The organism is Larkinella ripae (assembly GCF_054780775.1).
In genome coordinates this window covers 88531-109826 of sequence record NZ_BAAGVR010000014.1, presented here as the reverse complement: position 1 = coordinate 109826, position 21296 = coordinate 88531, and the positions used below count along the sequence as shown (strand labels likewise).

The 21296-nt window shown below is 56.5% G+C and carries 15 protein-coding genes; 9 read left to right on the top strand and 6 right to left on the bottom strand.

Going from position 1 to position 21296, the window contains the following annotated elements; translation table 11 throughout:
• The first annotated feature begins 56 nt into the window (after nt 1-56).
• From ACYVHX_RS07345 to ACYVHX_RS07330, 4 genes are all read left to right on the top strand, one after another.
• Nucleotides 57-2372, top strand: coding sequence for a glycoside hydrolase family 20 protein (locus ACYVHX_RS07345; RefSeq protein WP_460670984.1), 2316 nt, complete (start codon nt 57-59; stop codon nt 2370-2372).
• A gap of 71 nt (nt 2373-2443) precedes the next feature.
• Nucleotides 2444-3355, top strand: coding sequence for a 2-oxoadipate dioxygenase/decarboxylase family protein (locus tag ACYVHX_RS07340; RefSeq protein WP_460670983.1), 912 nt, complete (start codon nt 2444-2446; stop codon nt 3353-3355).
• A 91-nt stretch (nt 3356-3446) separates the two neighbouring features.
• Nucleotides 3447-4469 (top strand): alkaline phosphatase D family protein, encoded by a 1023-nt coding sequence (locus ACYVHX_RS07335; protein WP_460670982.1) that lies wholly within the window; start codon nt 3447-3449, stop codon nt 4467-4469.
• Nucleotides 4470-4497: 28 nt separating this feature from the next.
• Nucleotides 4498-5874 (top strand): sulfatase family protein, encoded by a 1377-nt coding sequence (locus tag ACYVHX_RS07330; protein WP_460670981.1) that lies wholly within the window; start codon nt 4498-4500, stop codon nt 5872-5874.
• Nucleotides 5875-5888: 14 nt separating this feature from the next.
• Here the strand turns inward: ACYVHX_RS07330 and ACYVHX_RS07325 are convergent, their stop codons facing one another.
• Nucleotides 5889-6047 (bottom strand): hypothetical protein, encoded by a 159-nt coding sequence (locus ACYVHX_RS07325; protein ID WP_460670980.1) that lies wholly within the window; start codon nt 6045-6047, stop codon nt 5889-5891.
• 274 nt (nt 6048-6321) lie between these two features.
• On the opposite strand from ACYVHX_RS07325, the gene ACYVHX_RS07320 reads away from it, so the two are divergent.
• The 4 genes from ACYVHX_RS07320 to ACYVHX_RS07305 all read left to right on the top strand — a co-directional run bounded on the left by ACYVHX_RS07320 (nt 6322) and on the right by ACYVHX_RS07305 (nt 11252).
• Nucleotides 6322-8982: a DUF7133 domain-containing protein gene (locus ACYVHX_RS07320; RefSeq protein WP_460670979.1), complete on the top strand. Its 2661-nt coding sequence runs from the start codon at nt 6322-6324 to the stop codon at nt 8980-8982.
• Between the two features lie 134 nt (nt 8983-9116).
• A complete protein-coding gene (locus tag ACYVHX_RS07315) occupies nt 9117-9881 on the top strand; it encodes a hypothetical protein (protein ID WP_460670978.1) in 765 nt (254 codons plus the stop codon).
• Nucleotides 9882-10005: 124 nt separating this feature from the next.
• The gene (locus tag ACYVHX_RS07310; protein ID WP_460670977.1) at nt 10006-10584 is read left to right on the top strand and encodes a TetR/AcrR family transcriptional regulator; all 579 of its coding nucleotides are present in this window, start codon (nt 10006-10008) and stop codon (nt 10582-10584) included.
• Complete coding sequence (locus ACYVHX_RS07305) at nt 10581-11252, top strand: NAD-dependent epimerase/dehydratase family protein (RefSeq protein ID WP_460670976.1); 672 nt, start codon at nt 10581-10583, stop codon at nt 11250-11252. Before ACYVHX_RS07310 ends, ACYVHX_RS07305 begins: the two co-directional genes overlap by 4 nt.
• Before the next feature lie 18 nt (nt 11253-11270).
• Here the strand turns inward: ACYVHX_RS07305 and ACYVHX_RS07300 are convergent, their stop codons facing one another.
• Together ACYVHX_RS07300 and ACYVHX_RS07295 are read right to left on the bottom strand one after the other, a co-directional pair.
• Entirely contained in the window at nt 11271-11879 is a 609-nt protein-coding gene (locus ACYVHX_RS07300) for an RNA polymerase sigma factor (RefSeq protein WP_460670975.1), read from the bottom strand.
• 218 nt (nt 11880-12097) lie between these two features.
• The gene (locus ACYVHX_RS07295; RefSeq protein WP_460670974.1) at nt 12098-15553 is read right to left on the bottom strand and encodes a ThuA domain-containing protein; all 3456 of its coding nucleotides are present in this window, start codon (nt 15551-15553) and stop codon (nt 12098-12100) included.
• A gap of 320 nt (nt 15554-15873) precedes the next feature.
• Between ACYVHX_RS07295 and gloA2 the strand changes: the two genes are divergently transcribed.
• Nucleotides 15874-16263, top strand: a complete 390-nt coding sequence (gene gloA2 / locus ACYVHX_RS07290; protein ID WP_460670973.1) for an SMU1112c/YaeR family gloxylase I-like metalloprotein — start codon at nt 15874-15876, stop codon at nt 16261-16263.
• Here gloA2 and ACYVHX_RS07285 read toward each other — a convergent pair.
• From ACYVHX_RS07285 to ACYVHX_RS07275, 3 genes are read right to left on the bottom strand one after another with little or no spacing between them, the layout of a single operon-like run.
• On the bottom strand, nt 16260-16820 hold the full coding sequence (locus ACYVHX_RS07285; protein WP_460670972.1) for a hypothetical protein: 561 nt from the start codon (nt 16818-16820) through the stop codon (nt 16260-16262). The genes gloA2 and ACYVHX_RS07285 overlap by 4 nt on opposite strands.
• Nucleotides 16817-17998: an efflux RND transporter periplasmic adaptor subunit gene (locus ACYVHX_RS07280; RefSeq protein ID WP_460670971.1), complete on the bottom strand. Its 1182-nt coding sequence runs from the start codon at nt 17996-17998 to the stop codon at nt 16817-16819. Before ACYVHX_RS07280 ends, ACYVHX_RS07285 begins: the two co-directional genes overlap by 4 nt.
• A 3-nt stretch (nt 17999-18001) precedes the next feature.
• Nucleotides 18002-21244, bottom strand: coding sequence for an efflux RND transporter permease subunit (locus ACYVHX_RS07275; RefSeq protein WP_460670970.1), 3243 nt, complete (start codon nt 21242-21244; stop codon nt 18002-18004).
• Nucleotides 21245-21296 lie beyond the last annotated feature (52 nt).

Sequence of the window (21296 nt, the reverse complement as noted above, 5' to 3'; positions counted from 1 at the left end):
GCGATCCGGTCCTTTTGGCTACCTTTGGTTTTCGCCAACCACCGACTTGTTTCTGCATGAAATCTTGTGTTGCCTTCCTGTTACTGGTTACCATTTCGCTCCCCCTTTTTGCCCAATCCGACAACGTTTATAACCTGCTTCCCTTTCCGGCCCAGTTTGCGGGCAAAGACGGCCATTTTACGGTTTTAGCGGGCACGCGAATTTTGATAGCCGCCGGCAATGGGGGGCAGCGCGCAGCCGCCCAGACCCTGGCTAATCAACTAAAAACCGCCAGCGGTTTTCCGGTGGCGGTAGCGCCCGCAACCCCCGCCCTGACCAAAGGCAAACACCTTGTTTTTCAGGCGCACAAAGCGGGAAAATGCGGTCCGGAAGGGTATCTGCTGAACGTTTCGCCGGAACGCATCGTGGTGGAGGCTGAAACCCCGAAAGGCTATTTCTACGCGACTCAAACGCTGTTGCAGCTACTGCCCACGGCGGTTTTCAGTCCGGCGAAAGTGGCCAATGTCAGCTGGACGATTCCGGCCTGCCAGATTCTGGACCGGCCGCGCTACGGCTACCGGGGGCTGATGCTCGATGTGAGCCGCCATTTCATGCCGGTTTCGTTCGTCAAGCGGTTTATTGACCTGATGGCGATGCACAAATTCAATACGTTTCACTGGCACCTGACCGACGATCAGGGCTGGCGGATCGAGATCAAAAAATACCCGAAACTGACGCAAATCGGCTCGAAACGGAAGGAAACCGTGGTGGGTCACAACGCCGAAAATTACCCGTTCCAGTACGACGGCAAGGCCTACGGCGGTTTTTATACGCAGGAGCAAATCAAGGACGTGGTTCGGTACGCAACTGCCCGGCACATCACAATTGTGCCGGAAATCGAACTGCCCGGCCACGCGCTGGCGGCACTGGCTTCGTATCCCGAATTGGGATGTGATCCGGCCAAAAAATACGAAGTCGCCCCGCGCTGGGGGATTTTCAAGGATGTGTATTGCCCGAATGAGCCGACCTTTGCGTTTTTGCAGAATGTCCTGACGGAGGTGATGGCGCTGTTTCCCGGAAAATACATCCACATTGGCGGTGATGAATGCCCGAAAGATGCCTGGAAAGCCAGCGCGTTCTGCCAGGATCTGATTAAAAAGCTGAAGCTGAAAGACGAGGATGCGTTGCAGAGCTATTTTATCCAGCGCATTGAGAAATTTGTCAACTCGAAAGGGCGCGCCATCATCGGCTGGGACGAAATTCTGGAGGGCGGTCTGGCCCCGAACGCAACCGTGATGAGCTGGCGCGGCACAGAGGGCGGTATTGAAGCGGCCCGGCAGAAACACCCGGTCGTGATGACGCCCGGCGAATTTTGTTACCTGGATCAGTATCAGGCCAATCCGGCGCAGGAGCCGCTGGCCGGGGGCGGTTATCTGCCCATCGAAAAAGTGTACAGTTACGAACCCACCCCCGCTGAGCTGACTCCAGACCAGCAAAAATACATTCTGGGCGTGCAGGGCAACGTCTGGACCGAATACATCCCGACCACGCAGCACGTCGAATACATGGTGTTTCCGCGGGCGTCGGCGCTGGCCGAAATCGGCTGGATGCCCAAAGGTCCGCGCAACTTCGAGGACTTTGCGGTGCGGCTGAAGGAGCATCTGAAACGGTTGTCGTACCTGAACGTCAATTATTCCAAACGGTTGCTCGACGTGCGGGCCGTCACCCAGTTTACCGATGCCGATCAGTTGCAGGTCCGGTTGGAAAAACTCGATTCGGACAGCAAGATTTATTACACCACCAACGGCCGGCAACCGACGGCATCGTCCACGGAATACGCCACACCGATTGCGCTGAAAAAAACGACAACGGTCAAAGCCGTCACCACCGCCGGCGCCCACTTCGAGGAGACGTTTTACATCCACCGGGCGAAAGGAAAACCGTATACGTACGCGAACGAAGCCGCCGGGAAGTCCGACCCAAACCGGAAAAAACTCACCGACGGGCAAGTGGCCCAAAGTCCGCGCAACAAGTCGGAATGGGTCAGCGTGTCGGGCGACGATCTGGAAGTGACGATTGACCTGGGCGAAGTGCGGCCCGTTACGAAAGTCTCGGCCAACTTTCTGAAACGGATTTCGTACAACGATTTTCCGCCCTCAGCGGTCGAAATCGGGTTGTCGCAGGACGGCGCGAGTTACAAAGACGCCATCAGCCAGCCCGTCAAGTATGCCCTCGAAGGTTCGTGGGGGATGTTGCCCGTGGTGGCCGATTTCAAAACCGCCCGGGCGCGTTACGTCCGGATTCGGGCAAAAAACGCCGGTCCGGCCCCGGCCGGTCTGCCCCGCGAAGGCCTGCCGACCTCGGTGTCCGTGGATGAGGTAGTGGTGGAATAACAAAGGCGGTTTTTTTGCAACCGTTAAATCCTTCCAGAGCAATTTGAGTTATAAAAGAAACCGATTGCAACATGACCACATCATCCACAAAACTCAAAACCCTCGACGCTGTGCTGGACGGCCTGATGAGCCGCTACCGGGAGCGCGTTCCCGATGTGCTGGGTATCGTCGACGCCATGGTTGACGAAAACGTGATTCCATCGGCGGACGCCATTGAAAACGATCACATTGCGTTCCGGACGATGGGCGTACCGAGTCTGGGCATTCAGTCGTTCGAGAAGATTTTCCTGCATTACGGCTACGAAAAACGGGAACCGTACGATTTCAAGGAAAAGAAGTTGAATGCGTATTGGTACAGTCCCCCAAAACCGCATTATCCGCGTATTTTCGTCAGCGAACTGCGGGTGCGGGATTTGTCGGACCAGGCGCAGCACATCATTTACAGTTACACGGATACCGTCGTGTTCGATCCGGTCGATACGCTGGATCTGGACGATGCGCAGGCCGTCGACCGGTTTTTGCACCAGCCGCTCTGGCAAATGCCCACGCTCGATGATTATTTGGCCCTGCTAAACGAAAGCGAATATGCCGCCTGGGTAATCTATAACCGGTACTACCTGAACCACTTTACGATCAGTGTGCACAACCTGAAAGCGGGTTACAACACCATTCAGGGGTTTACGGATTTCCTGGAAAAACGCGGTTTTAAACTCAACGACGCGGGCGGAAAAATCAAAATCAGTCCGGATGAAGGGTTGTTGCAGGCTTCAACGGTGGCCCAGATGATCGATGCCGAGTTTGCCAACGGCCAGTCGCACCGCATCGCGGGTTCCTACGTCGAGTTTGCCGAACGGCGGGTGTTGCCCGAGTTTCAGCACCTGCCCGCCGATCAGATTCGGCGCGAACACCGGCGCGACGGTTTTGAAGCGGGAAATGCCGACAAGATTTTTGAAAGCACCTTTACGTCGCAGACGGGGAAATAGCCAGCCGGTTTCTATCATGAACAAACCGTGAAGTTGGCTTAGAAATAGGCCAACTTTTTTACATTTGTGGGTACCCTGATCCTTCGGATGTATGAAAAAACTCATTATCGGCACGGTAGCGGTCTGCACGGTGTTGGCCGGATGCCAGACCGCCAAGAAAGAAACAGCCGCTTCGGCAAGTCCGAAAACCGTAACCACCCTGGCCTTCGGTTCGTGCAGCGATCAGAAACGACCGACGCCCCTCTGGGATGACATTGTGGCCCAAAAACCGGATGTCTGGATCTGGCTCGGCGACAACATCTACGGCGATTCGGAAAGCATGGACACGCTCCGAACCAAATACAACCGGCAGAAGGCGAACCCGGGCTATGCCCAACTCCGGCAAACAACTCAGATCATTGGGGTTTGGGACGACCACGATTACGGGGTCAACGACGGCGGCAAGGAGTACCCGCGCCGGAGAGAGAGCCAGCAGGTGATGCTGGATTTTCTGGACGAACCGGCCAACAGCCCGCTGCGGAAACAGGAAGGTGCTTACTCCGTCCATACGTACGGGCCGAAAGGCCAGCGCGTGAAGGTGATTCTGCTGGATGGGCGGTATTTTCGGGACCCGCTGAAAAAGGCGAACAAGGTGAATGTGCCCGATCCCTCGGGCGATATACTGGGCGAAGCGCAGTGGCAATGGCTGGAGAAGCAGCTCACCAACTCCGACGCCGATGTACACCTCATTGGCTGCGGCATTCAGTTTCTGGCCAACGAACACGTTTACGAGAAGTGGGGGAACTTTCCCACGTCGCGGCAGCGGTTTTTCGATTTGGTGGGCAAAACCAAACCGAAGGGCGCCATTCTGATCAGCGGGGACCGCCACATCGCCGAAATCTCGAAAACAAGCGTGCCGGGTCTGGGCTACGAACTTTACGACATCACGAGCAGCGGCCTGACGCACACCTCCAAACCCCACGACGAAGCCAATGCCCTGCGCGTCGGCAAGATGATCTTCGATCTGAACTACGGGTTGTTTACCGTTAATTGGGACCAAAAACCGCTGACGGTGACGGTGCAGATCAAGGGCGACAACCAGGCGACGTATCTGACGCAGGAAATTCGGTTTTGATCCGCTTCACATTATCACGGCAACTGGTATGCGGTATTTATTCTTGGCCCTGCTGGCTTTGCTGGGCACGGCCTTTGGCGTCGATCCGACGGAAAAAGCGGCTGATCGGGCGGCCGAAAAACCCAACATTATTTTTCTGCTGACGGACGACCACCGCTGGGATGCGTTGGGCGCGATGGGCAATCCACTGATCCAGACACCGAATCTGGACGCCCTGGCGAAGGACGGTCTGTTGTTTCCGAATGCGTACGTCACGACGTCGATTTGCTGCGTCAGCCGGGCGAGCCTGCTGAGCGGGCAGTATGAATCGCGGCACAAAATCAACGATTTTTCCACCGATTTTACGCCCGAAGCCCTGGCAAACACCTATCCGCTACTGCTCAAAAAAACCGGGTATACAATTGGGTTTATCGGGAAATACGGCGTGGGCGAGAACCCGCCCGAAGCACTCTATGATTTCTGGGCCTGCAACCGTAAGGGCCAGCCGCCGTATGAATACACCCGCAAAAGCGGCCAAACGATTCACCACACCGACAGCGTGGCCCACGCCATCAGCCGGTTTTTGAAAGATTTCGGCCGGAAAACCCCTTTTTGTTTATCGGTTAGCTTCAAAGCTCCGCACGAGCTGGACGGCAATCCGCCCACCTACCCAGTTCAGGAGCGGTTTCGGGATTTGTATAAAGACACCCGGATGCCGGTGCCGGAAACCGCCGATCCGAAAGACTGGAACCGCTTCCCGGAGTTTTTTCGCACCGATCAGAACATTGCCCGCCAACGCTGGAAACCTTTATTTTCGACGCCGGAACGGCACCAGCAAACCGTGAAAGATTATTACCGGCTGATCACGGGCGTCGATGAAGTGGTGGGCAAGCTGGTGGCGCAGTTGAAACAGCTCGGCCTGGACAAAAATACCGTGATTCTGTTCATGGGTGACAACGGTTTTTACCTGGGCGAGCACGGTCTGGAAGGTAAGTGGTTCGGACACGAAGAATCCATCCGGGTGCCGCTGCTGGTCTACAACCCGTTTTTGCCCGCCGACCGGCGTGGGACCCGGCCCCGGCAGATTGCGCTTAACATCGACATTGCGCCCACCATTCTGGCGCTGGCCGGTGCAGAAATTCCGAAAACGATGCAGGGGGTCGATCTGATGCAGCCTAAACCGCCCGCCCGAACGGACTTCTTTTACGAACACACGTTCATGGGCAGTCCCCGGCTGCCGAAAGTGGAGGGCGTCGTGACCACGGATTTCAAATACATGAACTTTATCGAACACGGCTACGAAGAACTGTACAAAGTCGCCACCGACCCCCACGAAACCCGAAACCTGGCCACTGACCCGGTTTTTCGGCAGAAATTGCAGGAACTCCGCCGGCGCTACGCGGTATTGAAAGAAACCGTCCGGTGAGAGGTGTTACGGCCTCAGAAACTGGTCATGCCCGCATCGTTTTTAAGAGTCCCGTCGGGCTTGTATTTCAACGCCCGGACCTTAACGTTTCGGAGGAACGTTTCGGAGGTGCGTTTTACCCGACAGGTCAAGGTCGTGTTGAAAAGAGGCCATTTATCCTGATAATCCGGCATTTGAGTGGTGGGTTTCAGTCCAAAACCGGTTTTTGCCAGGAGAAGAAAAGCGCAAACCAACCGGATTTTGAAGCAAAATTTAATTTAGAGGATTAAAAAGGTCTGTATGAGCGGCTTGATTCGAAGGCGGAAATACCACTCAGTCTGCTCGGGAAAAAATCTGCGGGATTGGACAAAAGCCGGACAGCTTATATTTTATTTTATCCGTAAAGTAAACGTACTTCGTATACGATTAACAAACTGTTAACCCGGAACCATTTATCTATTCGTGACCATGTTAAAAATTTCCTTAAGTCTGGTCTACGTTTTTCTGATCCTGATCGCCTTGATGGGAAAATTGGGTCAGCCAGAAACGCCGTTTACCCAGTCGGAGGTCAACACCGCTGCGCTTCAGCCCAAGCCCAAGGTGCAACCCAGTGGGCCCGACGATATCGTTATGACGAATTTCGCCGGTCCTGAACTGACGCCCAGCCCGGCCTGTCTGGCCGTAGCACCCACCGGCGACGTTTTTGTTGGGGTGGACATGATCGGGTCGTTGGGCAAAACGCCGGGCAAAGGGTACGTCATCAAACTGGTGGACAGCGACAACGATGGCAAAGTCGATCAGAACACCAAATTCTGCATGGTCGATAATCCGCGGGGCATCATCGCCAACGGCGATCAGGTGTTTGTGCTGCACACCACGTTCTCGAAGGAAACCGGCAAGGCCAGCGGCATGGATCTAGTGGTTTTCGAGGATAAAAACCGGGATGGCGTGGCCGACGGAGAGCCCAAACCGTTGATTCAGAACATCAGCTCGCCCAAATTCCTGCAAAGCCGCGGCACCGACCACGCGACCAACGGAATCCGGATGGGCATCGACGGCTGGATTTACATCGCCGTCGGTGATTTTGGTTTTCACGGTGCGGTGGATCGGAGCGGTCAGAAGATGACGCAACTCGGTGGCGGCATTGTGCGGGTCCGGCCCGACGGCACCGAAATGGAAGTGTTCAGCCACGGTTTGCGGAACATCTACGACGTGGCCATCGACCCGTATATGAACGTCTTTACGCGGGATAATACCAACGACGGCGGGGGCTGGAACATCCGGTTCAGCCACCAGATTCAGTCGGGTGAATATGGATACCCGGTTCTGTTCAAGCACTTTACGGATGAGATTATTCCGGCGCTGGTCGACGTGGGCGGTGGTTCCGGTACGGGCTCGCTGTTCATGGATGAACCCACCTGGCCGGCAAAATACAACAACGTGCCGATGATGGCCGACTGGGGCCGCAGCCAGTTGTACATCCACCGCGTGACGCCGGACGGCCCGACGTTTACCCAAAAAGAAGAAGAATTCATCAAACTGCCGCAGATCACGGATGTCGATGTCGATGGCGCGGGCCGGATGTTTCTGGCGGCCTGGGATGGCGCGGGTTATTCCGGCAACCCGGCCAAAGGCTACGTGGTGCGGGCGGTTCCCAAAAACTGGGCGTACAAAGCCTTCCCGAACCTGAAAAAAGCGTCGGTCAAAGATTTGAGCGCCTTGCTCAAATCCGGCAGCGCCGTCGCGCGGCTGGCGGCCCAGCAGGAGTTGCTCACGCGCCCCGGCAAAAATACGGTGAACGCAGCCTGGAAAATCGCGGAAGACAAAGCCCTGCCAGTTCCGGCCCGGATCGCCGGCATGTATACGTATGCGCAACTGGCGGGCGCGGAAGGAACGGAAAATCTGGTGAAGCTGACCGCCGAGAACGACTTTCGGGAGTACGCGCTGCGGGCGCTGGCCGACCGGAAAACGAACCTGAAAAACGTCCCGATTGAGCCGTTTTTGCAGGCATTGAACGATCCGTCGGAGCGGGTTCGGCTGGCGGCCACAATCGGTTTGGGTCGTCTGGGACGGGTGGAAGCCGCCCCGGCTTTGTTGCAGGTGAACGTGCCGGCATCGTTTGTGGCCCCGGCCAAAGGAACGGAAGGTCCGCACGCAACGCCCAATGCCGCCATCGTTCCGGGACATATTGCGGTGCGGACGCTGGTGAGCCTGAACGCGGTGGATGCCTGCGTGAGCGCCATCGGAACCAAAAATTCAACGCTGGCGCTCTGGGCCCTGCGGTACATGCACGATCCGAAAGCCGTCGATGGTCTGGTGGCGGCCTACAAAAAAGCGTCGGATGCAGCCCTGAAAAAGCAGATTCTGACCACGCTGTCGCGGCTTTACAAAAAAGAAGCCGACTACGACGGTTCGTGGTGGTGGAGCACCCGGCCCGATACGCACGGGCCGTATTACAAAGGAATTACGTGGGAATCCTCCCCGGCAGTCCGGGAGTTTCTGATGCAGGAGTGGGGCAAAGCGGACGAAACCGACAAGCAATTTTACGCCGACCTGAACGCCCGGCACCGGATGGAAATCACCGAGTTTGGGGGTGAGGAAGTGGCTGCGGTGAAAGAAGAAACAAAGGTGGATCTGGAAAAAATCAGAAACCAGAAAGGGCAGGTGGGCAAAGCGTCGATTGAAGACGTGATGCTGGCGATGGCGAAACTACCGGGTGATCCGGCGCTGGGCAAAACGCTGTTTACCCAGCAGGGCTGCATTGCCTGCCACAGCCTCAGCAAAAGCGAAGCGATGAAAGGGCCGTTTATGGGCCAGATCGGTTCGATCATGAACCGGGAGCAGATCGCCGAATCGATTCTGAAACCGAATGCGTCGATTTCGCAGGGCTTTGCGACGGTTCAGATCACCGCCAAAGGCAACAAAACCTACCTGGGCTTTGTCACGGAGGAAAGTTCAACCCGGTTGGTCCTGCGCGACATTACCGGCCAGGTGTACACGATCAGGGCCAGCGATGTGGTTGCCCGCAAGGAGATGGAAACCTCAATGATGCCGTCCGGGCTGGCCAATGCGCTGTCCTACGAAGAATTTGCCTCGCTGATTACCTTTCTGTCGCAGCAGAAGAAGTAAGGCGGTTTTCGGTGTACAATATACGGTTTTCAGTATACGGTTTTCGGAATTGCGCCAAAACGTCGATCAGCGAAAACCGTATACCGAAAACAGAAAACCGTAAATCGTAGTAATCCACCACAACGAGCAGTCCGATGAAAGGGTTTTTGATCGACCTCCAAAGGCGCAATGCGGTTTTGTATGGGTATGGCTGGCTGTGCTTTGCCGGAACCCTGCTGTGCCTGCTGATGACCCAGCTGACGGATACGGTGGTGCTGGGCATCAATGCCTGGATTAAGCCGATGAAGTTTTTTGTTTCCGTCGGCATTTTCTGCTGGACAATAGCCTGGTACATGGCGTATCTGACGCAACAGCGGAAGGTGCGGACATACTCCCGAATGGTGCTTTTCGTGATGAGCTATGAATTGGCGGTCATCACCTGGCAGGCCGCCAACGGCCGGTTGTCCCATTTCAATAATTCGGCGCCTTTCTACCAGATCCTGTTTGCGGTCATGGGAATCGCCATTTCCGTATTGGCGGTCTGGACGGGGTACGTGGGCTATTTATTTTTCCGCCAGAAACGGTTTCCCGTTCCCATGCCGTACGTCTGGGGCATTCGCCTGGGCATCCTCTTCTTCGTGATCTTCTCCTTTGAAGGCGGTTTGATGGCGGCCCGGCTGGCGCACACGGTCGGCGCGCCCGATGGCGGCCCCGGTTTGCCGGTTGTGAACTGGAGCAAGCACTACGGCGATCTACGGATTGCCCATTTTATTGGCCTGCACGCGCTGCAACTCCTGCCACTGGCCGGTTTTTTTGTGGCGAAAACCAACCGGAGCATCCAGCTTGTCTCGGCGGTGTATTTCCTTTTCACCCTTTTCCTCTTTATTCAGGCGATTTCGGCGATTCCGTTATTTTTCTGACGGGGCAGACACGAAGCTCCTGGCGACCGCCGTCATTCGGGGAGTCGGGAAATTTAAAGCGGCCGGCCGAACATCCGGGTGCGGTTTTCCGTTGTTTTCACGGAGTGATCAGTCAATCGTAGCGATGAGCAAGCCGGACAAACCTGAGAAAATACTGGCAACCGCGCTGAAGCTGTTTGTGGAATACGGTTTTCACGGAACACCAACGAGCCGGATTGCCAGCGAAGCCGGGGTGGCCAACGGAACCCTTTTTCATTATTTCAAGACCAAGGACGAGTTAGTAGTCGCCCTGTACATGTCCATTAAAGACGAGCTGAACCGGTTTCTGGCGGACAAAATGGGCGAGAGCGCAACGCCGAAAGAAAAATTCAGGACGCTGTTTCGGTACACCGTGGAGTGGGGGCTGGCCAACAACGACGCGTTTTATTTCCTCCAGCAGGTTCAGTTTTCACCGCACAAAAGCCTGCTTCCGGAGAGTTGGAACCAGACGGAAGTCCACACGCAGTTGTTGCAGGAAACCGCAAAAACAATCCTTTTAAAACCCTTGCCCCTCGATTTGATCAGGGCCCTGTTCAGCAATCAGATCGACGGCTTGTATCAGTACCTGATCAAAAAACCGCTGTCTTCGACCGAACAGCAATACCTTCTTAACGACGTTTTTGAACTAACCTGGACGATGATCGCCAACCCCGAAGCCCCATGAAAACCGACAAAGTACGCGCCATCATCACCGGCACCACCGGCATGGTTGGCGAGGGCGTTTTGCTCGAATGCCTGCAAAACCCGGCCGTGGAAGCCGTCCTGATCATCAACCGAAAACCGCTGGGAAGGTCGCATCCCAAACTGACGGAAATCATTCATGCGGATTTTTATAACTTTTCAGCGATTGAAAATCAGCTTGTTGGCTATAACGCCTGTTATTTCTGTCTGGGCGTTTCGTCGGTGGGAATGAACGAGAAGGAGTACGCCAAAGTTACCTACACGCTGACGATGCACGTCGCGCAGACGCTGAGCCGACTCAACCCGGACATGACGTTTTGTTACGTTTCCGGCGCGGGCACCGACAGCAGCGAAAATGGCCGCCAGATGTGGGCGCGGGTGAAAGGAAAAACCGAAAACGATCTGACGAAACTGCCGTTCAGACGGGTGTTTAACTTCCGGCCGGGTTTCATGAAACCGACCGAGGGCATGAAAAATACCAATTCCTACTACAAGTACATCGGCTGGCTGTATCCGATGGGCCGGGCGCTGTTTCCCGGCGGTTTTTGCACCCTGCAGGAAGTGGGTCTGGCCATGATTCATACCGTCAGCCAGGGGTACGAAAAACCGATTCTGGAAGTGCGGGATATTGTTGAGTTGGCGAAACGCTGACGGATTGGGCCGCCGACCTCACGCCAGAAAGAACCACACCAGCAGCCCGTATGCGAAAAAGGCCATCTGGCTTTTGAGGGACGTCAAGGCTTTGTAGAGGAGATTGGCCACCGACTGCCGGTTGATTTCCATCATTTCCGCAATCTGCTCGTTTTCCAGGCCCTTGTAAAACTTCAGAAAAACCACCTCCTGCTGCCGCTTGGGGAGCAACTCGATGGCATCGCGAACTTTGCGCTGACTTTCCGAATCGGCTTCGTTCCGTTCGATGGCGGTTTCAATCGTCTCCCAATCCGACAACTGACTGATTTCCTGGAGGGAAGGCACGGAGAGGGCGGGTTTGTTCCGGCGAAATTCCTGTAAAAGCTGATTGCGGAGCGATTTGAACAGGTAAATGGAAACTACCTGAATGGACAGCGTCTGGCGCTTTTCCCAGATGTTGATAAAGATTTCCTGAATCGAATCTTTGATGAACTCGCGGTCGGTGGTGAAATTGGTGGCGTAACGAAACAGCGACCGGTATTGCGACTCGGCCAATTGGCAAAAAGCCAGCTTATCTCCGGCTTTCGATCGCTGCCAGAGTTCCAGTAAATAGCTGTTTTCCTCAATAACGTGCCGCCGGTGCTCCAAAATACTGCTTTGTTACTGGAAGGTAAAATAACAGCATTAATTCTTAAAACATAAATAATAGACCGATGATTTGCGATTTATGCAAGTGAAAGCTGTTAAAATGCCAGATTTGCCGAATAAAATTGCGCACTTCAGGGTGCGGTTTTCGGTATACGGTTTTCCGTTTTCGCCGGCCCACCGAAAACCGTATACCGAAAACGGAAAACCGTATACCGCCTTTATTCCCGAAACTCAATGCTATTCAGTTTCAGAATCGACTCATTCGGTTTGATGGGTTTGATGGCAAAAAAGTAGACATCGTGCCGCCCCGACACCGGTTTGGTGAGCGCGCCGGTCACTTCTTTCAGCGTGTTGCCGTTGCCGGTGGGCTGATAGGCCGTGGTGCTGATGATCGGACCGGCCTGCGAGTCGATCCGGACCTGAATTTCGCCCGCGTGTTCCGACGATGCGTATTCGTAAACGAACTGTTTGATGTTGGTCAGGTCGATGTTTTTCAACAGAATGTAGGCCTTATGACCGCCCTGCGAAAGGTTTTTTCCGAACCGCGCAAAACCGGGGTGCGCATCGGCGTAGATGGAAAGCACTTTTGCGTTTCGCAGCGTCACGGCTTCGGTGCCGGTGAGCGGCCCCACCACCTGCCCACCTTTGTCGGTGTACGACGCCAGCAGCGTGTACTGGCCGTTCGGTTCGTCTTTCTGGTGATCGTTGAACGTCAGGGAGCCCTGCAAGGGTGCGGTTTTTGGCGCGCGCGGTTTGTCGGTCAGCGAGAAAATGTAACGGACCATTTCCTGCGCATCGGTCACCGGAATTTGGGGGTGGGCGCTCATGACATGCACGGTTCCCCAGTTGCCGCCCCCGCCGTTGATGATTTTCGTCGCCAGTTTATCAAGTGCATCCGTCTGGCTTTTGTACCGCTGCGCCACGGCCAGCAACGACGGCCCGACCGACACCTTGTCAATCGTGTGGCAGGCTTTGCAATCGCTGGCGTCCATCAGAATTTTGCCCGGCGGATTGCTGACCAGCACCGAGGTCGGTGACTTGGGCGCGTTCGGGTCGAGCGTGCTCGGCTGCGGATTATAGCTATACGACACCTTGATTCGCTTCGGATCAATTTTGCCGTCCTCCCGGTCCTGCACCTTTACCGCATAGGCAAACGGTTTTCCTTCCCAGAAAAACGATTTGTTCTGCGTGCTGGCAATGGCCACCGCCGGTTTGGCATTGCCGACCTTCACAACAACCGTATCGCGCCCCACCAGACCGGCCTTGTCCGTTACGTTCAGAATGGCTTTGTAAACGCCCGGTTTGGTGTAGGTGTAACTGGCATTCGGCGTGGTGGCGCCCGCGGTTTTTCCGTCGAACCACCACCGGTAGTTCACCTCATCATCGTCGTCGAGGTCGCGGCTGCCGCGTCCGCTAAACATCACCCGCAGGGGCGCGGGGCCGGCCATTTCACGCAGAATCGGGAAATTCCGGCGTTCGGAGGTCAGAAAAACCGTCCGGTCCAGGCGGTTTTCAATGGCCGTATCCTGCACGCTGGCCTGCGCCACGGGCGGGCGGTTTCCGGTGTTGTATTCAATCTTGACCAGCCGCGCATCTTCGTTATCGGCGCCGTATACCGAGCCGTATTCCAGCATGTACATGACACCGTCGGGGCCGAAATCGAGGTCGATGGGCCGCCGGAAGTCGCCGTTGCCGGGCATGAAAGGTTCGCTGCGGACGTAATTTTCGTTTTCGTCGAACGTCAGCGCCAGCACCCAGTTGCGCATCCAGTCGAACACAAACAGCTTGCCGTCGTAATACTCCGGAAATTTGGCCGCCGATTTTGAGGTTTTGTCAAACGCATAAAATTTGCCCGCCATCGCACTGCGGCCGCCCTGCCCCAGTTCCGGAAACTCCTCCGAAGCCGCGTACGGATACCAGATCATGGCGGGCATGGCCGGGGGCAACTGGTTCAAACCGGTGTTGTTCGGGGAGGTGTTGACGGGCGCTTTCGGGTCGAATTTCGGCCCGGCGGTTTTGGTCGCAAAGTCCCAGTCCACGTACGCGTAATTGTTGCCGACAAACAGCGGCCAGCCGAAATTGCCGGCTTTTTTGGCCTGGTTGAACTCGTCATAACCGCGCGGCCCCTGCGGCCCTTCCTTGCCCGCATCCGGCCCGATTTCGCCCCAATAGACCGTCGATGTTTTCGGATTAACCGCAATGCGGTACGGGTTCCGGCAGCCCATTGCATAGATTTCCGGTAAGGTTTTAACAGTTCCTTTCGGAAACAAATTTCCGGCCGGAATCGTGTAGCTGCCGTCGGGTTCGGGGTGAATCCGCAGCACTTTTCCTTTCAGGTCGTTCGTGTTGGCCGAGGAGCGCTGCGCATCCAGGCTGAAAAATTCCGGACCGGGCCGCTCGTCCATGGGCGAATAGCCGTCCGACGGAAACGGGCTGGAACTGTCGCCGGTCGACAGATACAGGTTGCCGTCCTTGTCCCAGGCCAGCGAGCCGCCGTGGTGCGAACCGCTGTTTTTCTGCACCGGCACTTTCAGCAGAATTTTCTCCGATTTCAGATCCAGTTGGTTAGTGGCCGAAACCGTAAAGCGCGAAAGCTGAAAATTGATCGGTTCGTCGGTTTGGCCGGCCGGGGCGTAGTAGACAAAAAGATGCCCGTTTTTGGCAAAGTTCGGATCGACCGTCACGCCGATCAGCCCGGTTCCACCCGCGAACGTAATCGGAAATTTATGCACCAGCGCGTGTTTCCGGCTCTTGGTGTCATACACCGAGAGGTTGCCCTGGAGTTCGGTAAAAAAGATGCGTCCGTCGGGCGTCACGGCCAGCTCCATCGGTGAGGCCAGGTCATTGACCAGTACGGTTTTCACGAAGCGGTTGGGTTCCGGCGTCACTTTGGCGTACGATTTCTGGTAGTCCAGCGGTTTTCCATTGCCAATGGCGTATTTGATTCCGCCCAGCAGGTGGTTCAGAAACAGCGGTTCGCTGAAACTTTCGTCGGTGTGGCCGTTGCCGGTGTAAAACGCCCGCCCGCCGTCGAATTCGTGGTACCAGCTAATGGGGTGATTGGCGCCGTTGGTGCCGCCCTCGTAGCTGCTCTCGTCGAGGTAGGCCAGCGGTTTGATGCCGGTATAAAACGAGCGGTAGTTGTACCATTCGTCGGTGCGCTCCCAGCGGTCCGGCAGCTGCACGGTTGAAACGTGTTTGTGGTCGGTCACGTCGACGGTGGCTTTCCGGACGTTTGGGTTGTGCGGGTGGCTGGCAAAATGCGCGCCCATCAGCCTGGCGTACCAGGGCCAGTCGTATTCGGTGTCAGCAGCCGCGTGAATCCCGACGTAACCGCCCCCGGCCTGAATATAGCGTTCAAATGCCGCCTGCTGTTCACCGTTCAGAACGTTGCCGGTCGTGTTGTTAAAGATTACCGTGGCGTATTTCTTTAAAGTTTCGTCGGTGAAGACGGCGGCATTTTTCGTGGTATCGACCAGGAAGTTGTTCTCCCGGCCAAGTTTCTGAAGGGCCGCAATCCCGAACGGAATGGACGTGTGTTTCCAGCCTTTGGTTTTCGAAAACACCAAAACCCGCACCGGGTCGGCCACCCGAATGGTCAGGCTGGAATGGAGCAGAAAAGCGATGCCGAATAGGAGAACGGAACTGATGCGCATTAGCAATGACCGGGTCATTCTATTTCAGTTAACGGTTTTTTAACGTTTTTTCTTTTTTATTTGATCGACGGTAGCGATCCAGCCCGAGGGGCCAGGCAACGACAGGGCAGACCGGGAATGTTGAAAAACCGCCGGTTGCCCTGATCCGGTTTTGGGAGGAGCTTTTGGTTTCATCGGGTATTTCGTTTCATCATAGTACGAGCCGTTGCCGAAAGCCGCACCGGTTTTTAACCGGTTGGCCGTCCGAAACGGGCATCATGATACTAAAGCAGCTTGTGCCGGAAATCTGCTTTGTCGTTCTAAAAAATATCGTTTTTTTCTTATTGAATAACCCGTATATGCTGCAACTCAAGCACGTTCACCACATTGCCATCATCTGCTCCGATTATGAACGGTCGAAGCATTTTTACACGGAGATTCTGGGGCTGGAAATTTTACAGGAAATCAACCGGGCTGCGCGCAGCTCCTACAAGCTGGATCTGGCGCTGAACGGGCAGTACGTCATCGAACTGTTCTCGTTCCCCAACCCGCCCGCGCGGCCTTCGCGGCCCGAAGCGCTGGGGCTGCGGCATCTGGCGTTTGCGGTGGAAAATGTCGAAGCCGCCAAAACCGCCCTGGAAGCGGCTGGCGTGGCGGTGGAGCCCATCCGGATCGATGAACAGACCGGGCGACGGTTTACGTTCTTCAGCGATCCGGACGGGTTGCCTCTGGAGTTTTACGAAGACTAATCAGTGGCCGGCGAACGTTGCGTTCCGGCGGTTTTCTGGCGGCAGAGCGCGTAGGCTTCGAGGAGCCGGTTGTGGTGCTGACGAGCTTTGAGCCAGGACCGGGCCGAGGTCTGCTGAATCACCGTCTGCATGCAGGGGTCGTTGACAAAGGCGGCTTCGAGGTTATGCCGGTTTAGGGCCAAAACCGGCTCGTCGGGCGTCACGCTGAAAAAGTAATGCTCCGTGGCGCCCTCCCCAAAGTCCGACTGGCGGTAGAGCGTCAGCGTTTTTTCCTCGACTACTTCGTACGTGCTCCCCAGGTAGAGCCGGTACAACGTGCCGTCTTTCTGCTGGTATCCCCAAAGCTGGTCGGTGGATGCGGTTTTTTTCTGGCCCGCATCGGTCGTAACCTGAACCTGGTACGGGTGCCAGTGGACGTGCACCGCCCGCAGATCCGGTTGCTGAAGCTGGTAACCGCCCGCATCGTTGCGATACACCAGCTGGTACTGATTTCGGTGCATCCGGCAGCCCTGAACCAGGAGCAAAACCACCCAGAACCCGATTAGATACCGCTTCATTTCCGACTGGCGTTTACGGCCTGACCATCGCGGATTTCTTCCGACGCGATCCGGACAATGGGGTCGCCCGCCCGCACTCCGCCGAATACCTCCACCAGGCTGTCGAGCGTGTTGCCTTTTTCCACCGTCACCCACTCGGCCTTGTTGTTGTTGACGCGAATGACAAACGTTTTTTCGCTGGAACTGACCACGGCGGTTTTGGGCACAAACAGCGTGGCCGCCGTGCGCTCTACCGGCAGCCGAACCTCCGCGTACATACCGGGCTTGAGCAGATTGGTTTTGTTGTCCACGTCGAACTCGGCCATCATCGCCCGGTTGGCTTCCACCAGACTTTGCGCGCTCCGGGCCAGTTTGGCGTTGAACTGCTGCTCCGGCATGGCGCTCACCGTAAAGGAAACCGCACTTTTGTTGGGCAATTGGTTGGCGAACGTTTCCGGAACGGCCACCGTCAGGCGCAGCGTCCGGCTGTCTTCGAGCACAAACAGCGGTTTGGCATTGCTGTCGCCCGCACCCACCAGCGCCCCGGCGCTCACGTTCCGCTCGGTGATGACGCCGTCGAAGGGCGCGGTGATGGTCAGGTACTGGCGCAGTTCTTTTTTGGTCTGGTAGTTCGACCGGCTGGCCCGAATCGTACCGGTGGCCGAGGCCACTGTGGCGCTGTCGGCCAGCATCCGGGCTTCGGCCTGATCGAGTTCGTGCAGCGAAACCGCCCCTTCCACTTTGCTGGTTTGCAGCAGGCGGTTGTACGTGAGCCGACTCGCGCGGAACCGGACTTTCTGCTCGTTGATGGCGGCTTCCTGCGCCTGCAATTGCGCCTGGGCCTGGGCGAGTTCCGACAGCACTTCGGGCGCGTCGAGCACCGCCAGCACCTGTCCTTTCCGAACGGCCGAGCCGCGATCAACGCGCACTTCGCGGAGGAACCCTTTCACTTTGGCGTACAGGCTCACCCGGTTCCAGGGCTTCAGTTCGCCCGGCAGAACGATCGGTCGGCTGGGGCGCAGGGTTTGAACTTCCGCCGTCGCCACCCGCTGAACTTCGGGCGCTTTGACGGTTTTCTTTTCTTCACTGGCGGCTGAGGTGCAGGCCGCCATACCGGCTGCGGCAACCACGGGCCAAACAAGGTTTGAAGCCAGGGCGTGAAGGAGTAAAGAAGGAAAGGAGCGAGGGGGATTTTTCATGGCTTACAGTGCGGGGCTTACCGGTTGATGATAAAATTTACTTTCCGGATCTTCCGGATCGAGGGATACCGATTGCAGGGCGGCTTTGGTCTGAAACTGCGTAAAGACGCAGGGCAAAACCAGCAGGGCCGCCAGCGTGGAGGCAATCAAGCCGCCGATCACGGCCTGACCGAGGGGAGCAATCTGATCACCGCCCTCGCCCATGCCCGATGCCATCGGTGCCATCCCGGCAATCATGGCAATACTGGTCATCAGAATCGGGCGAATCCGGCTGTTGGCCGCCAGCACCACGGCTTTGCGGGTATCGCCGGTTTCCAGCCGCAGGTTCTCGGCGTTGGTCACCATCAGAATGGCGTTGGCCACCGACACGCCCACGGACATGATCAGTCCCATGTACGATTGCAGGTTGAGCGTTGCTCCGCAGGCCAGCAGCATCAGCAAGGCCCCGGCCACCACCGCCGGAATGGCCGCCAGAATCACCAGCGACAGTTTAAACGACTGGTAGTTGGCCGCCAGCAGCAGGAAGATGATCACAATGGCGACGAGCAGACCGGTTTGCAAACTGCTCAGCGTATCGGTCAGCAGGTTGGTTTGGCCGCCCAGTTCGACCAGGACGCCCCGGGGCGGTTCGCCCGCATTGTTGATGGCCTGTGTAACGGCTTTCTGCGCCGACCCCAAATCTTTTTCCTGCAAATTGGCTGTGATCGTCACCAGCCGGTTCGGCCCGGCGCGGTCGTATTCACCGGGGGCGGTTCCTTCCGTAAACGTGGCAACATCCGACAACAAGGGGTGCATTTCGCCACTTTTCAAGGGGATGTTGCCGATGTCGCTGGCGCTGCTCATTTTGTATTCCGGAATCTGCACCTGCACCTGATAGGCCAGCCCCTTCGATTCGTCGAGCCAGAGGTTTTTGTCGGTAAACCGGCTGGACGAGGTAGCCGCCACCATCGACCGGGCTACCTGCGTGGAGGTAACGCCCAGTTGTCCGGCGCGTTCGCGGTTCAGCGTCACGTTCAGAACCGGGTATTGCAGCGGCTGGGCAATCTGCACATCGCGCAGGAAGTCGATTTTCGTCATTTCATCCCGGATCTTGTCGGCGAACCGCCCGGCTTCGGCCAGGTCCTTGGCGGCCACCGTCACCTCAATCGGTGTGGACGCGCCCTGGCTCATGATTTTTTCGGTCAACTCAATCGGCTCGAAGGAAATGGCCGCCATGGGCAGGGCTTTGGCGATGCGCCCCCGCAGGTCTTCCTTTAAATCGTCCATGTTTACCGGATGCTCTTCGTTGAGCGAGACCTGCAAAACCGCTTCGTGCGGGCCGCTGTTGAACACGAAGATGTTGGACGTACCGTAGCTGGACGGCACCGTGCCGACGTAGGCCGATGAAATTTCCACGTTGTCCGCACCGACGGCTTCTTTGATGATATCCAGCACCTTCAGCGTCGCCATCTCGGTGCGTTCCACCCGCGTTCCGTCCGGAATCCGCAGGCGCATCTGGAACTGGTGGCTGTTGCCGTGCGGCAGAATGTCCGTTCCGATGACCCTGAAACAGAGGACAATAATCACCAGACTGCCCACCAGATAACCGCCCACGACCAGCCCGCGACGGTTCAGGATTTTTTCGAGGACATGGGAATACCGTTGCTTGAACTTGTCAAAACCGGTCGGATTTTTGGCCGGATGAGCGGCTTCGTCCAGCATGGCATGACGTTCATTGGCATCCAGCGCCAGCGTCGGCGCTTCGTGCTGGGGATGATCTTTCAGCAGCCAGTTGGCCAGTACCGGCACGAAGGTTTGCGAAAGCAGGAACGAGACGATCATGGCGAACCCCACCGACAGTGACAGCGGCAGAAACATCGAGCGCGGCACCCCGCTCATGACGAACGCGGGGGCAAAAACCGCCAGAATGGCCAGCAGAATCAGAAATTCCGGGAAGACGATTTCCTTACAGGCATCCCAGATCGCTACGGCTTTGGGCTTGGCGTTCGTGCCCTGCCCCATTTCTAAATGCTGGTGAATGTTTTCGATGGTCACCGTCGCCTGATCGACCAGAATCCCGATCGCCAGCGCCAGGCCCGAAAGCGTCATGATGTTGATGGTCTGCCCGAACAGATTGAGCATCAGCACGGCGGCCAGAATCGAGATCGGGATGGTTGTGATGACGATGATCACGCTCCGCCAGTCGCGCAGAAACAGCAGCACCATCAAACCCGTCAAAACCGCACCCAGAATCCCTTCCGTCACCAGACTTTTGAGGGCGTTGGTCACGTACACCGACTGGTCGAATTCATAGGAAATCTTCACGTCTTCCGGTACGGCCGCGCGCAGCTCGGGCAGGGCTTGGCGGATGTTGTTCACCACATCGAGCGTCGACGCATCCGACTTTTTGACGACCGGAATGTACACCGCCCGGCGTCCGTTGACCAGCGCGTAGCTCACCGTTACGTCGGCTCCGTCTTCCACCGTGCCAATATCGCGCACGAAAACCGTTGGTCCGGCCCCCACGCGAATCGGGATGTTGAGGAAATCTTCGGGCCGCTTCACCAGCGAGTTCACCGGCGTCATCAGGGCTTTGTCGCCAATCCGGATGTTACCGGCGGGCGAGGGCTGGTTGTTGGTCACAATCGACTTGATGACCTCTTCGGGCGTGAGCTGGTAGCTGCGCACCCGTTGCGGATCGACCTTGATGATGACCGTCCGCTGGTTTCCCCCGAACGGCGGAGGGCTGGAAACGCCCGGAATCCGGGAGAACATCGGCCGTACCCGCGACGAGGCAAAATCCTGAATTTCGTTCAGCGAACGGCTCTGGCTTTCAAACACCAACTGCCCCACCGGCACCGAACTGGCATCGAACCGCACGACTTGGGGCGGCACGGTTCCTTCCGGCATATAGGCTTTGGCCCTGGAAACGTTGTTGGCGACCTCGGCAGCCGCCTGGGCCATGTCGGTACCCGGATAAAACGAAAGTTTGATCAGCGACAATCCCTGAATGGTTTTAACGTCGATGTCGCGGATACCGGAAACGTACAGAAAGTGGTCCTGGTAACGGGTGGCGATAAAACCGTCCATCTGGTCGGGGGCCATCCCGCCGTAGGGCTGAACGACGTAAATGGTGGGCAGATCCAGATTCGGGAAAATATCCACCGGGATGGTCACCAGCGACAGCCCCGAAAAAAACAGGATACCGAGTACCACTACCACCACCGAAATGGGTTTCCGCAGGGCCGAACGAATGATTTGATACATAAAATTTCTGGGTTTTCAGTTTTCGGTAGTCGGTTTACGGTGGCTGACGCAT